This is a genomic window from Roseococcus sp. YIM B11640 (genome assembly GCF_049727625.1).
Taxonomy (GTDB): Bacteria; Pseudomonadota; Alphaproteobacteria; order Acetobacterales; family Acetobacteraceae; genus Roseococcus.
Genome location: NZ_JBBJOZ010000001.1, coordinates 889,190 through 901,776 on the forward strand (window position 1 = coordinate 889,190; position 12,587 = coordinate 901,776).

Annotated in this window: 13 protein-coding genes; 4 read left to right on the plus strand and 9 right to left on the minus strand. The window is 67.5% G+C overall.

Going from position 1 to position 12,587, the window contains the following annotated elements; translation table 11 throughout:
- The first annotated feature begins 43 nt into the window (after positions 1-43).
- The 3 genes from WJM96_RS04550 (at position 44) to WJM96_RS04560 (ending at position 2,927) form a co-directional block, all read left to right on the plus strand.
- Positions 44-1,036, plus strand: coding sequence for a TRAP transporter substrate-binding protein (locus WJM96_RS04550; protein WP_424811236.1), 993 nt, complete (start codon positions 44-46; stop codon positions 1,034-1,036).
- 62 nt (positions 1,037-1,098) lie between these two features.
- Positions 1,099-1,608, plus strand: coding sequence for a TRAP transporter small permease (locus tag WJM96_RS04555; protein ID WP_424811237.1), 510 nt, complete (start codon positions 1,099-1,101; stop codon positions 1,606-1,608).
- A complete protein-coding gene (locus WJM96_RS04560) occupies positions 1,608-2,927 on the plus strand; it encodes a TRAP transporter large permease (protein WP_424811238.1) in 1,320 nt (439 codons plus the stop codon). Before WJM96_RS04555 ends, WJM96_RS04560 begins: the two co-directional genes overlap by 1 nt.
- 24 nt (positions 2,928-2,951) lie before the next feature.
- Here WJM96_RS04560 and WJM96_RS04565 read toward each other — a convergent pair whose 3' ends face one another.
- The 8 genes from WJM96_RS04565 to carA form a co-directional block, all read right to left on the minus strand.
- Positions 2,952-4,154: a threonine ammonia-lyase gene (locus WJM96_RS04565; RefSeq protein ID WP_424811239.1), complete on the minus strand. Its 1,203-nt coding sequence runs from the start codon at positions 4,152-4,154 to the stop codon at positions 2,952-2,954.
- Between the two features lie 4 nt (positions 4,155-4,158).
- Positions 4,159-4,632, minus strand: coding sequence for a transcription elongation factor GreA (gene greA, locus WJM96_RS04570; protein ID WP_424811240.1), 474 nt, complete (start codon positions 4,630-4,632; stop codon positions 4,159-4,161).
- 104 nt (positions 4,633-4,736) lie between these two features.
- Positions 4,737-7,982: a carbamoyl-phosphate synthase large subunit gene (gene carB / locus WJM96_RS04575; RefSeq protein WP_424811241.1), complete on the minus strand. Its 3,246-nt coding sequence runs from the start codon at positions 7,980-7,982 to the stop codon at positions 4,737-4,739.
- A gap of 35 nt (positions 7,983-8,017) precedes the next feature.
- Positions 8,018-8,278: a hypothetical protein gene (locus tag WJM96_RS04580; protein WP_424811242.1), complete on the minus strand. Its 261-nt coding sequence runs from the start codon at positions 8,276-8,278 to the stop codon at positions 8,018-8,020.
- On the minus strand, positions 8,278-8,925 hold the full coding sequence (locus WJM96_RS04585; RefSeq protein WP_424811243.1) for a LysE family translocator: 648 nt from the start codon (positions 8,923-8,925) through the stop codon (positions 8,278-8,280). The genes WJM96_RS04580 and WJM96_RS04585 overlap by 1 nt, the downstream gene beginning before the upstream one ends.
- Positions 8,925-9,554, minus strand: a complete 630-nt coding sequence (locus tag WJM96_RS04590; RefSeq protein ID WP_424811244.1) for a LysE family translocator — start codon at positions 9,552-9,554, stop codon at positions 8,925-8,927. Before WJM96_RS04590 ends, WJM96_RS04585 begins: the two co-directional genes overlap by 1 nt.
- A gap of 3 nt (positions 9,555-9,557) precedes the next feature.
- A complete protein-coding gene (locus WJM96_RS04595; RefSeq protein ID WP_424811245.1) occupies positions 9,558-10,307 on the minus strand; it encodes an SDR family NAD(P)-dependent oxidoreductase in 750 nt (249 codons plus the stop codon).
- Positions 10,308-10,325: 18 nt separating this feature from the next.
- Positions 10,326-11,699, minus strand: a complete 1,374-nt coding sequence (gene carA, locus WJM96_RS04600; protein ID WP_424811246.1) for a glutamine-hydrolyzing carbamoyl-phosphate synthase small subunit — start codon at positions 11,697-11,699, stop codon at positions 10,326-10,328.
- A 98-nt stretch (positions 11,700-11,797) separates the two neighbouring features.
- On the opposite strand from carA, the gene WJM96_RS04605 reads away from it, so the two are divergent.
- Positions 11,798-12,250, plus strand: coding sequence for a GatB/YqeY domain-containing protein (locus tag WJM96_RS04605; RefSeq protein ID WP_424811247.1), 453 nt, complete (start codon positions 11,798-11,800; stop codon positions 12,248-12,250).
- 58 nt (positions 12,251-12,308) lie between these two features.
- Here WJM96_RS04605 and WJM96_RS04610 read toward each other — a convergent pair whose 3' ends face one another.
- Positions 12,309-12,524: a DUF3126 family protein gene (locus WJM96_RS04610; protein WP_424811248.1), complete on the minus strand. Its 216-nt coding sequence runs from the start codon at positions 12,522-12,524 to the stop codon at positions 12,309-12,311.
- Between the last annotated feature and the right edge of the window lie 63 nt (positions 12,525-12,587).

Sequence of the window (12,587 nt, forward strand, 5' to 3'; positions counted from 1 at the left end):
CGGCCAAGGGTGGACCAACCGCCCGGGAGACTGGGAGGACAACATGGAACGCCGAGTGTTCACGGCCGCGATAGCGGCCGGCTTTCTGTCTGCGCCCACAGTCCTGCGCGCGCAGCAGGCCATCACCCTTAATGGCGCGGTTCAGTTCAACGACGATCACGTCTTCAACCGCGCCCTGCTCCGCTTCGAGGAGCTGGTGAAGCAGTATTCGAACCAGCCGATCAACTTCGTGCTGCACCGCAATTCCAGCCTGGGCCTGGAAAAGCAGTATTTCGAGTACATGTCGGCCGGGCGTGCCGTGGACTACGGCATCGTGTCGCCGGCGCACATGTCCACCTTCAGCCGCGCCGCCCCGTTTATCGATGCGCCCTTCCTGTTCCGGAACCTCAACCATTGGAACCAGGTGATCGACCAGGACCTCCTGGCGCCGGTCGCCAGCGAGGTCGAGCGCCGGGCGCGGGTCATGCTCATCGGCTATGCTGGCGGCGGCGTCCGCAACATCTTCGCCAACAAGCCAGTCTCCAACATGGCGGAAATGCGCGGGCTCCGCGTGCGAGTGCAGGGGGCGCCCATCTGGAACCGTACCTTCCAGGCCGCGGGCATGGCCCCGCAGGTGATCGCCTATAATGAGATCTACAACGCCATCCAGAACAACGTGCTGGAAGCCGGGGAGAATGAGGCGGCGGGCGTACTGCATATGCGCTTCTTCGAGGTGGCGCCGCAGCTGGCCATCACGCAGCACGCCATCACCGTTCGGCCCATCTGCTTCTCGGCCCAGACCTTCGCGAGACTGCCGCGCGAGGTTCAGGAGGCAGTGCGGCGCGCCGGCCGGGAGGCCGGCGCCTTCGGCCGAGAGGCGGAAAGCCGCGAGGATGAAGCGACTCTCGTGCGGCTGGAGGGCGAGGGGCGCCTGCGCCGCATACCCTTCTCCGACCGCCAGGCGATGCAGACCGCCGTGGCCCCGGTCATGGCCGCCTACGCCCGCGAGATCGAGGCGGAGAATATCTTCAACCGCATCAATGCCGTGACCGGCTGACCGATCCGCCCGCGCGCCGTCCGGCGCGCGGGGCTTACGCCTCCCTCCCGAAACGGAATGCCATGCCACCAGAGCCGCACTCCGGCGTGCTTCGCCGGGCCATCCGCGCCTATGCGCGCTTCCTGGACATCCTGCTTGTCGCCACCGTCGCGATCCTGATCGTGCCGGTCACCCTGCAGATCTTCGCCCGCTTCACCGAATGGCTCCCGCGCTACATCTGGACCGAGGAGGCCGCGCGCTTCCTCCTGGTCTGGATGATCATGATTGGCGGCATGATCGGGGTGCGGGAGGGCACGCATTTTGTCGTGGATCTCTTCCCCTCGCTCGAAGGCCGCCGGAAGGCCGCTCTCGACATCATCTCCAACGTTTTCGTGATGATCTTCGCTCTAGTCTTCCTGTGGTGGGGGATCGAGTTCACCGAATTCGCCTGGTACCGCATCAGCGAGCTGGCCGAGATGCCGCTCTGGACCATCCATATCGCTTGGCCCATCGCGGGTTTCACCTGGCTCGTCTTCGCGGGTGAGCGCATGTGGGACGACATCGCCGTCCTGCGCGGGCGGGAGGGCGTGTGATGGGCGGCACGGTCCTCTCGGCGGGCCAGGCGGCCTGGATCCTTTTCGGCGGCTTCTTCGCTATGCTGGCGTTGCGCGTGCCCGTGGCGGTTTCGCTCGGCCTGGCCTGCCTGCCCATCCTGCTGATCGAGCCCCGCCTCTGGCCGATGGTCCTGCTGCAGGAAACCTTCAACGCCTATAACAGCTTCATCCTGCTCGCCGTGCCCTTCTTCCTGCTGACGGCGAACCTGATGAACGTGGGTGGCATCACTGACCGCCTCGTACGGTTCTCGCGTGCGCTGGTCGGGCATTTCCCTGGCGGGCTCGCGCAGGTGAACGTGGTCCTCTCCATCTTCTTTGCCGGCATCTCGGGCAGTTCCACGGCCGATGCGGCGAGCCAGTCGAAGATCTTCATCGAGGCGCAGCGGAAGGAGGGCTACGACGACAGCTTCTCCGTCGCCATCACGGCGGTCTCAGCGGTGCTGGCGGTCATCATCCCGCCCTCGATCCTGATGATCGTCTGGGGCGGCGTTCTGACTGTCTCCATCGGCGCCCTCTTCCTGGCCGGCATCCTGCCCGGGCTGCTGATCGGGCTGGCGCAGATGGGAACGGTGCACGTCTATGCGAAGCGGCGGAATTACCCGACCTATCCACGCGCCACCCTCTGCGAGGTCTGGCAGTCGTTGCTGGTCTCGATCCCGGCACTCATGACGCCGATCATCATTATCGGCGGCAAGATCTTCGGCTGGTTCACGGCGACCGAGAGCGCCTGCATCGCGGTGCTCTACGCGGCCTTCCTCTCCATCATCGTGTATCGGGAGATGAACGGGCGCACGCTCTGGCTCGCCTTCAGCGACACGGGGAAGCTCGCGGCCGTCGCGCTGTTCTGCGTGGGCACGGCGAGCGCCTTCGGCTGGCTTCTCGCCTTCTACAACATCCCACAAGCGCTGATGCAGGGCGTGATCGGCTGGGAGATGGGCCCCATCGCCACGGGCTTCTTCATCGCCGGCGTCTTCCTGGTCGTGGGCTGCTTCCTGGACGCCATTCCGGCCATCATCATCGTCGGCGCCATCCTGCAGCCCATCGCCATACAGGCGGGGCTGCATCCGGTGCATTTCGCGATGATCGGGATCGTGAGCCTGGCCTTCGGCCTCGTCACGCCGCCCTACGGGCTTTGCCTGCTCATCAGCTGCGCGGTAGCCGAGATGCGTGTGATCGATGCGCTCAAGGACACCTGCATCATGCTGATCCCGATGCTGGCGGTGCTGGCTCTGCTGATCGTCTGGCCGGACATGGCGCTCCTGCTACCGCGCCTGCTGGAACCGGACTTCCTGAAGTAATGCTCCCGTGCGGCGAACGGGCCTTCAGCCCCGCCGCACGACGTAATCCCCGGCCTCGAGCGCGGCGACGATCTCGTCCGCCTGGGTCCGGTCGCGCACCTCGATCATGAGCTCCAGTTCCGCCGTCTGCACCGAGGGCGCGGCGAAGAGGCGCTGGTGGCTCACCTCGATGACATTACCGCCGGCATCGGCGACACGCGTGGCGATATCCGCCAGCACGCCCGGACGGTCAGGAATGTCGAGGTGAAGGCGCAGCAGGCGTCCGTCCCGCAACAGGTTCCGGAGCAGGACGTTCGAGAGGATGCGCGGATCGATATTGCCGCCGCATACCGGGGTGGCCACGCGAAGCCCCGCAAAGCGATCCGGATAGGTCAGTATCGCGGCGACGCCGGCCGCGCCGGCGCCCTCGGCGACCGTCTTGGCGCCCTCGGCCAGCAGGGCGATGCCCTGTTCCACCGCGCGCTCACTCACCACCAGCACCTCGACTCCCAGGCGGCGGAGAATCTCGACGGGCAGCTCTCCGACATCGCGGACCGCGATGCCTTCGGCGATGGTCGGCCCGCCCACCTGTACCGGCTGCCCCGCGAGGCGCTGGCGCATGGCCTGGTAACCCTCGACCTCGACACCATAGACTTTCACGCCGGGCCGCATCTCTGCGGCCACGGTGGCGCAGCCCGAAACCAGGCCGCCGCCACCCACAGGCAGGATCAGCGCGTCGAGCTCTGGCGCGTCCTCCAGCATCTCGAGCGCCATGGTGCCCTGTCCGGCGATGACAGCCGGGTCGTCATAGGGATGGATGAAAGTCAGACCCTGCTCGCGCGCCAAGTGATGCGCATGCGCCGCCGCTTCGGCGAGGGTTTCGCCATGCAATACCACGTGCGCGCCGAACCGTTCCGTCCGCACCACCTTCGTGGCTGGCGTGAAGCGGGGCATCACGATGGTTGAGGCGACACCTAGGAGCGTCGCATGACGTGCCACCGCCTGCGCGTGGTTGCCGGCGGACATGGCGATCACGCCTCCCTCCCGCTCACGCTCCGAAAGAAGGGAAAGCCTGTTCGCCGCACCGCGTTCCTTGAACGCGCCGCTGGCCTGAAGGTTATCCAGCTTCAAAAAAACGCGCGCGCCACAGGCGGCGTTCACAGCCGGGTTCTCAATGATCGGCGTGCGAACCACGCGCGAGTCAATGCGTGCAGCGGCTGCACGCACTTCGGCAAGGGACAGGCTCATGGGATCAGACGAAGGCGACGCCCGTGATCTCGATGGCGCGTGCGCCGCCGGGAGCGGGAACCTCGACGCTGTCTCCCACTTTCTTGCCCATCAGGGCCTTGGCGAGCGGGGAGGTGAGCGAGATCGATCCGGTCTTCATGTCGGCCTCATATTGGCCAACGATGCGGTAGGTCTGCTCCTTCTCCGTCTCCTCGTCGACGATCGTGACGCGCGCGCCGAAGCGCACCTGCGTGCCGCTCATCTTGCTGACGTCGATGACCTCGACGGACGGGACAATGGACTCAAGCTCACCGATGCGGCCTTCAATGAAGGACTGCCGCTCACGCGCCGCATGATATTCGGCGTTCTCCGAGAGATCGCCATGCGCCCGCGCTTCCGCGATCGCCACGATGATCGCGGGGCGTTCGACGGACTTCAGTTGCTTCAGTTCCTCTTCCAGTTTGGCCAGCCCCTCGGCGGTCATGGGGAACTTCTGCACGGCAGCGTCTTCCTTCACAGCAACGCCTCTCTCGCCGGCAGGACCGTCGCAACGAAAGCCGCGAGAGAGGGGGAGGGTAGGGGCCTGATCGCCCCGACCCGATGTCAGAATGACGCCTTAGAGTAGGATTGGAGGGGCGCCACATCAAGTGTTCCCGCACGAAGCGCGGCAATCGCCCCGGCCGCGGCCCGGGCTCCGGCGATGGTCGTATAGTGCGGAACGCCTTGCGTCAGGGCCGAGCGACGGATGTCGAAGCTGTCCGAAACGCTTCGCCCGCCGCCGGAGGTGTTGATCACCAGCTGGATCTCACCGGACTTGATGGCATCCACGCAATGTGGCCGCCCTTCCAGCACCTTGTTGACCACCGCGACCTCCAGCCCGGCTTCGCGCAGCCGGGCGGCGGTGCCGCGGGTGGCCATGATCCCGAAGCCCATGGAGGCCAGGCGCCGGGCAATGGTGACGGCGGCGGCCTTGTCGCCCTCGCGCACGCTGATGAAGGCCGTGCCGGCCTCCGGCAGCTTCACGCCGGCGCCGAGCTGCGACTTCAGGAAGGCGCGCTCGAAGCTGGTGTCGAGACCCATGACTTCGCCCGTGGACTTCATCTCGGGTCCGAGCAGCACGTCCACGCCGGGGAAGCGGTTGAAGGGGAAGACCGCCTCCTTCACCGCGACATGCGTGGCCACCGCGTCGTCGTCGAGGTTGAACTCGGCGAGCCTGGCTCCCGCCATGACGCGGGCCCCGATCTTGGCCACCGGCACGCCCGTCGCCTTGGCCACGAAGGGCACCGTGCGGCTGGCGCGCGGGTTCACCTCGAGCACGAAGATCTCACCGTCCTTGACCGCGTACTGCGTGTTCATCAGGCCGCGCACCTTGAGCGCGCGGGCCATCGCCTCTGTCTGAGCCTTGAGCTCCGTCACGATGGCGGGAGGCAGCGAATAGGGCGGAAGGGAGCAGGCGCTGTCGCCGGAATGGATCCCGGCCTCCTCGATATGCTCCATCACGCCGGCCACGTAGACCGTGCCGTCGATATCGGCGACGCAATCCACGTCCACCTCGATCGCGTCCTGCAGATACTGGTCGATCAGGATGGGGTTCTCGCCGGAGACGCGCACCGCCTCCGCGCCGAAGCGGCGCAGCTGCTCGGCATTGTAGGCGATCTCCATGGCGCGGCCGCCCAGCACGTAGCTGGGGCGGACGACGACCGGATAGCCGATGCGCGAGGCCTCGGCCTCGGCCTCGTCCAGCGTGCGGGCGATGCCGTTGCGGGGCTGCTGCAGGCCCAGGCCCTTCAGCAGAAGCTGAAACCGCTCGCGATCCTCGGCGATGTCGATGGCCTCGGCGCTCGTGCCCAAGATGGGGATGCCCGCCTTGTCCAGCGCCTGGCTGAGCTTCAGCGGCGTCTGGCCGCCATACTGCACGATGCAGCCCAGCAGCGTGCCGTTCTGCTGCTCCTTGCGGATGAGGGAGATCACATCCTCATTGGTCAGCGGCTCGAAATAGAGGCGGTCGGCCGTTTCCGGGTCGGTCGAGACCGTCTCCGGGTTGCAGTTGACCATGATGGTCTCGAAGCCCGCTTCCTTCAGCGCATAGCAGGCATGGACGCAGCAATAGTCGAACTCGATGCCCTGGCCGATGCGGTTCGGGCCGCCGCCCAGGATCACGACCTTCTGGCGATCCGTCGGGCGGGATTCGCAGACGGGCTCGCCGAAGCCGCCCTCATAGGTCGAGTACATGTAGGGCGTGTCCGAGGCGAACTCGGCCGCGCAGGTGTCGATGCGCTTGAAGACCGGGCGCACGTTCAGCTTCTCGCGAAGCGCCGCGACATCGGCTTCCGTCTTGCCGGTCAGCTTGCCCAGCTGCTTGTCGGAGAAGCCGAGCGCCTTCACCTGCCGCAGCTTCTGCGCGGTGGCGGGCAGGCCCTGCGACACGATCTCCTTCTCCGCCAGCACCACGCGCTCGATCTCACGGATGAACCAGGGATCGAACTTGCAGGCGGCGTAAATATCCTCGACCGAGAGGCCGGCGCGCAGCGCCTGCGCGACGGTCAGGATGCGATCCGGCCGCGGCGAGGCGAGGGAGGCGAAGAAGGCCTCCGCGCTGCCATCGCCCGGAGGTGCCTCGGCATCCAGGCCGGAAAGGCCGGTCTCCAGGCTCCGCAGGCCCTTCTGCAGGGCTTCGGCGAAGGAGCGGCCGATCGACATCGCCTCGCCCACCGACTTCATGCTGGTGGTGAGGTAGGCGGGCGTGCCAGGGAACTTCTCGAAGGTGAAGCGGGGGATCTTCACGACCACGTAGTCGATGGTCGGCTCGAAGCTCGCGGGCGTGACGCGCGTGATGTCGTTCTTCAGCTCGTCCAGAGTGTAGCCGACGGCAAGCTTCGCCGCGATCTTCGCGATGGGGAAGCCGGTCGCCTTCGAGGCGAGCGCGGAGGAACGCGACACGCGCGGGTTCATCTCGATGATGACCATGCGGCCATCCTTCGGGTTGATGCCGAACTGCACGTTGGAGCCGCCGGTATCGACGCCGATCTCGCGCAGGCACGCGATCGAGGCGTCGCGCATCCGCTGGTATTCCTTGTCGGTCAGCGTCAGCGCCGGCGCCATGGTCACGGAATCGCCCGTGTGCACGCCCATCGGGTCCAGGTTCTCGATGGAGCAGATGATGATGCAGTTGTCCGCCTGGTCGCGGACCACTTCCATCTCGAACTCTTTCCAGCCGAGGACGCTCTCCTCGATCAGCACCTCGGAGGTCATGGAGGCGGCGAGGCCGGCGGAGACGATCTGCTCGAACTCCTCCCGGTTGTAGGCGATTCCGCCGCCCGTGCCGCCGAGCGTGAAGCTCGGGCGGATGACGCTGGGCAGGCCCACCTCGGCGAGGCCGGCCCAGGCCTCCTCCATGGTGTGCGCGATGGTGGAGCGCGGGCTCTCGATGCCGATCTTGCTCATGGCATCGCGGAACTTCTGGCGATCCTCGGCCTTGTCGATCACCTCCGCCTTCGCGCCGATGAGCTCGCAGCCGTACTTCTCTAGCACGCCGGCCTCGGCCAGTTTCAGCGCGGTGTTCAGCGCGGTCTGGCCGCCCATCGTCGGCAGCAGCGCGTCCGGGCGCTCCTTCGCGATGATCTTCTCGACGATCTCGGTCGTGATCGGCTCGATATAGGTCGCATCCGCCAGACCGGGGTCGGTCATGATCGTCGCGGGGTTCGAGTTCACGAGGATGACGCGGTAGCCCTCCGCACGCAGCGCTTTACAGGCCTGGGCACCGGAATAGTCGAACTCGCAGGCCTGGCCGATCACGATGGGCCCGGCGCCGATGATGAGGATGGACTGGATGTCTGTGCGCTTGGGCATGGTCAGGGCCTTTGGGGGGAGGAAAGGGGGCGGGTTCAGGGCTGGCCGAGGCGACGCTGGCGCTGCCAGATCGCCCAGCCGGCGATGGTGTGGCTCACGGCCACGATGAAGAATACAGGCCAGGGGCCCTGCCCGGCGAAGAAGCCGGAGGCATGCAGCGCGAAGCCCATGGCGAACATCGAGAGGCCGAGCGCGGCCTCCAGCATCGGCAGAACCCGGCGGATGGCGATGGTCATGACGATGGCCGCGAGCACCGCGACGATCATTCCACCGATCCAGGCGAAGGCGGGGGCCATCAGCCACGCGCCCCCCGGAAGCTCTCGCCCAGGGCGAGCTTGGCCGCGATCAGCGCCAGCGCGACGCCGAGCACATAGCGCTGCGCCGCCAGCCAGACCGGCCGCGTCGCCAGGAAGCGCGCCGCGCCGGCCGCGCCATAGACCAGCAGCGCGTCGAAGACCGCGCAGATGACGATCTGCAGCAGGCCGAGCACCGCGCCCTGCAGCAGCACGTGGCCGGCCGAGGTGTCGATGAAGGGCGGCAGCACGGCGATGTAGAACAGCGCCACCTTCGGGTTGAGCGCGGCTGTCGCGAAGCCGACCGCGAAGAGCTTGCCATCCGGCTCGCGCGGCAGGTCGCGCGGGGCGAAGAGCGGCTCGGCGCCGGGCTTGAGGCATTGCCAGGCGAGCCAGGCGAGGTACGCAGCGCCGCCGAGGCGCATCGCGTCCCAGGCATAGGGTATGGCCAGCAGCGCCGCCGTGATGCCCGCCGCCGCGCAGATCATGATGGCCGCCGAGCCCATGGCGCAGCCGGCCAGCGAAATCATGCCGGCCCGCGTCCCCTGCGCCAGCGCGCGGCTGACGAGGTAGAGCATGTTCGGCCCCGGCGTGACCGCGAGGCCGAGGGAAAGCGCGGCGAAGATCAGCAAGGACTGGAGCGTGGGCATCAGGTCCGTGCCTCCGTCGCCATGCGCGCCGCCAGCCCGGCGAGCACCGTGCCCATGACCCAGCGCTGGATACGCGCGAAGAGCGGGCGCCCGGCCAGGAAGGCGGCCACATGCGCCGCCGCGAACACGATCGCCGCGTTGACCGCGATGCTGACGCAGATCTGCGTGAAGCCGAGCGCCACCGCCTGCCCGAAGACATCGCCGCGCGCCGGGTCGATGAACTGCGGCAGCAGCGACAGGTACATCACCGCGATCTTGGGATTGAGCAGGTTGGTCAGGAAGCCCATCGCCACCAGCCGCCGCGCGTCGTGCCGCGGCAGGTTACGCGGCGCGAAGGGCGAGGAGCGGCCGGTGAAGGCCTGCCAAGCGAGCCAGCCGAGATAGATCGCGCCCGCGAAGCGCACCGCGTCATAGGCGAGCGGCACGGTGGCCAGGAAGGCCGTGATGCCGAGCGCCGCGCAGAGCATGTAGAAGACGAAGCCCAGCGCCACGCCGAGCAGCGAGAGCAGCCCGGCGGCGCGCCCCTGCGAAATGCTGCGGCTCACCAGGTAGACCATGTTCGGTCCGGGCGTGAGCACCATGCCGAGCGAGATGGCAGCGAAGACCAGCAGCGTTTCGAGGGAGGGCATGGCTCAGCCCTGGGTCGAGAACCCGCCATCGATCGGGATGGCGGTTCCGGTGATGAAGGCGGCCTCGTCGCTGGCCAGGAAGGCCGCGATGCCGATGAAATCCTTCGGGTCGCCCCAGCGGCCCATAGGCGTGCGGTTCAGCACGCTGTCGTGCAGCGTGCTGGAGTACTGCCGCGCGCGTCGCGTGAGGTCCGTGTCGATCCAGCCGGGCAGGATGGAATTGGCGGTGATGCCATCCTTCGCCCAGGCCACGGCCAGCGACTTGGTGTACTGCACCACCGCACCCTTGCTCGCGCCATAGGCCGGCGAGAAGAGCACACCGAAGATGGACAGCATCGAGCCCGTGTTGATCACGCGGCCATGGCCGCTCGCCTTCAGCGCCGGATAGGCGGCGCGGGTCAGGCGCATCATGGCGTTGAGGTTGATCTCGAGCACGGTGTTCCACTGCTCGTCCGTCACCTCGTGCGGCGGGGCGCGAAGGTTCGTGCCGGCATTGTTTACCAGGATCGCGAGGCCGCCGCCCAGCGCCAGCGTCTCGGCCAGGACGCGATCGGTCTCGCCGGGCTGCGACAGGTCCGCCACGATGGCGTGGGAATCGCCGCCGAGTTCGGCGAGCGCCGCGTCGTTCTTGTCCTTGTCGCGGCCGGTCACGACCACTCGCGCGCCGCAGGCCGCGAGGCCCTTGGCCAGCCCGAGACCGATGCCGCCATTCCCGCCGGTGACGAGCGCGACGCGCCCGCTGAGATCGAACATCCCGTTACCTCCCTGGTGTCAGGCCGCGGGATTCTTTCCCTGGGCCTTGTCCATCATCCCCACGAAACGGTGGAAGAGGTAGTGGCTATCGCTCGGACCGGGGCTCGCCTCGGGGTGGTACTGGACGGAGAAGGCGTTGCGCGACGGGGCCGCGATGCCCTCGTTCGAGCCGTCGAAGAGGCTGACATGCGTCACCTCCACCCCCTCGGGCAGCGTCTTCGGGTCCACCGCGAAGCCGTGGTTCTGGCTGGTGATCTCGACCTTGCCGGTCATCAGGTCCTGAACCGGCTGGTTCGCGCCGCGATGGCCGCGCTCGAGCTTGTAGGTCTTGGCGCCCAGCGCCAGGGCCAGCAGCTGGTGGCCAAGGCAGATACCGAAGACCGGCACCTTCGCCTCCAGCACGGCGCGGATCGCGGGCACGGCATAGGCGCCGGTCGCTGCGGGGTCGCCGGGGCCGTTGGAGAGGAAGACGCCGTCCGGCTTCTCGCGCAGGATGTCCTCGGCCGTCGCGGTGGCGGGCAGCACCGTCACGGCGCAGCCGGCATCGGCGAGGCAGCGCAGGATGTTGCGCTTGGCGCCGTAGTCGATGGCGACGACGCGGTGCTTCGGCTCGGCCTGCTTGCCGTAGCCCTTGCCCCAGGACCAGCAGGTCTCGTCCCACTTGTAGGATTGGCGCGCGGTCACTTCCTTGGCGAGGTCCATGCCCTCGAGGCCCGGCCAGGCCTTGGCCTGTGCCACCAGGGCCTCGATGTCGAAGCGGCCGTCGGCGGGGAAGCTCAGCACGCCGTTGGGGGCGCCGCCGTCGCGGATGCGGGCGGTCAGCGCGCGCGTGTCCACGCCGGCGAGGCCCGGCATGTCATGGCGCTTCAACCACTCCTGTAGATGCAGGGTCGCCCGGTAGTTGGCAGGCTCAGTGACGTCCTGCTTGACGATGAGGCCACGGGCCGCGGGCGTCGCGGTCTCCATATCCTCGGCATTCGTCCCCACATTGCCGATGTGCGGGAAGGTGAAGTTGATGATCTGCCCGGCATAGGAGGGGTCGGTCAGGGTTTCCTGATAGCCCGTTAGCCCGGTGTTGAAGCAGATCTCGGCGACCTTCGTGCCATGGGCACCGAAGCCGCGGCCCCAGAAGACGCTGCCATCGTCCAGCACGAGGCAGGCGTTGGCACCTTCGGGCGGCGTATTCGGCATGAGGTTTTCCTCGTGATGGGGCGCAGCGCCGGTAAGGTCGGCGAGGGTCAGGCCGGTGGCGGAGAGAATAGCAGGCCAGTGTTTGGCCGGAATGGCCTTGGACTGGCGCCACTTGCGGATGGCCTCGGTTCCGACCTGGAACCGGGCGGCCGCGGCCTCGGGCCCGCCCAGAAGGGCGAGGATGTCTTCCACGCTGCGCATAGGCTAGACTATGTGGGAAATCTTTTCCCAGTTCAAGCGATGGCGCGGAAATCTGGGAAATCTGATACTTTATGATGTCGAATCAAGGAACTGAAGAAATGGACCTGCGGAGCCGATTCACCGCCGACCTCAAGACCGCCATGCTTGCCCGCGACGCCGCGACCACCGGCACGCTGCGGATGATCCAGGCCAAGCTGAAGGACGTGGACATCGCGGCGCGCCCCGGCCCGCCCGTGGACGAGGCCGGGATCATCGCGATGCTCCGTGGCATGGCGAAGTCCCGCCGCGAGTCGGTCGAGCTCTACCGCCAGGGTGGCCGCGAGGAGCTGGCCGCGAAGGAAGAGGCCGAGATCGCCGTGATCGAGAGCTTCCTCCCTGCCCAGATGGATGACGCGGCGCTCGCCGCGGCCGTCGCCGCCGCGGTCGCGGAGACCGGCGCCACGACCATCAAGGAGATGGGCAAGGTGATGGCCGCGCTGAAGGCGAAGCATGCGGCCAGCCTCGACATGGCCAAGGCCGGCCCGGCGGTGAAGGCCGCGCTGGGCGGCTGACCGAAGCAGACGGCCCGGGCGCCCAGTGCGCCCGTCGTCCCATAAAGACCGAGGCGCCTCAGTTCAGCGGCAGGTCTTCCGCCAGGACGGTGATGGTGACGTGGTAGGCCACCTCGCCATCCTCGGCGTCGCGATCGACCGTGCCGATGGTCTCGGCCCCGGCCAGCACCTCGACCGGGCCGTTGCGCGTCTGCGCGGCGCGGATCATGAGGTTCGGGCTGCCCAGCAGCTTGCGGAGATGGGCCTGCACGGCCTGGATTTCGGCGGGTTTCATGCGCCGCGGATTAGCCCTCTGGCGGGCCATTGGCAATCGGAAGAAGCATCCGCCTTCCCACGG

Coding starts and splice junctions, on each gene's coding strand:
- WJM96_RS04550 (WP_424811236.1), top strand. CDS start 44: ATGGAACGCCGAGTGTTCACGGCCGCGATAGCGGCCGGCTTTCTGTCT.
- WJM96_RS04555 (WP_424811237.1), top strand. CDS start 1,099: ATGCCACCAGAGCCGCACTCCGGCGTGCTTCGCCGGGCCATCCGCGCC.
- WJM96_RS04560 (WP_424811238.1), top strand. CDS start 1,608: ATGGGCGGCACGGTCCTCTCGGCGGGCCAGGCGGCCTGGATCCTTTTC.
- WJM96_RS04565 (WP_424811239.1), bottom strand. CDS start 4,154: ATGAGCCTGTCCCTTGCCGAAGTGCGTGCAGCCGCTGCACGCATTGAC.
- carB (WP_424811241.1), bottom strand. CDS start 7,982: ATGCCCAAGCGCACAGACATCCAGTCCATCCTCATCATCGGCGCCGGG.
- WJM96_RS04580 (WP_424811242.1), bottom strand. CDS start 8,278: ATGGCCCCCGCCTTCGCCTGGATCGGTGGAATGATCGTCGCGGTGCTC.
- WJM96_RS04585 (WP_424811243.1), bottom strand. CDS start 8,925: ATGCCCACGCTCCAGTCCTTGCTGATCTTCGCCGCGCTTTCCCTCGGC.
- WJM96_RS04590 (WP_424811244.1), bottom strand. CDS start 9,554: ATGCCCTCCCTCGAAACGCTGCTGGTCTTCGCTGCCATCTCGCTCGGC.
- WJM96_RS04595 (WP_424811245.1), bottom strand. CDS start 10,307: ATGTTCGATCTCAGCGGGCGCGTCGCGCTCGTCACCGGCGGGAATGGC.
- carA (WP_424811246.1), bottom strand. CDS start 11,699: ATGCGCAGCGTGGAAGACATCCTCGCCCTTCTGGGCGGGCCCGAGGCC.
- WJM96_RS04605 (WP_424811247.1), top strand. CDS start 11,798: ATGGACCTGCGGAGCCGATTCACCGCCGACCTCAAGACCGCCATGCTT.
- WJM96_RS04610 (WP_424811248.1), bottom strand. CDS start 12,524: ATGAAACCCGCCGAAATCCAGGCCGTGCAGGCCCATCTCCGCAAGCTG.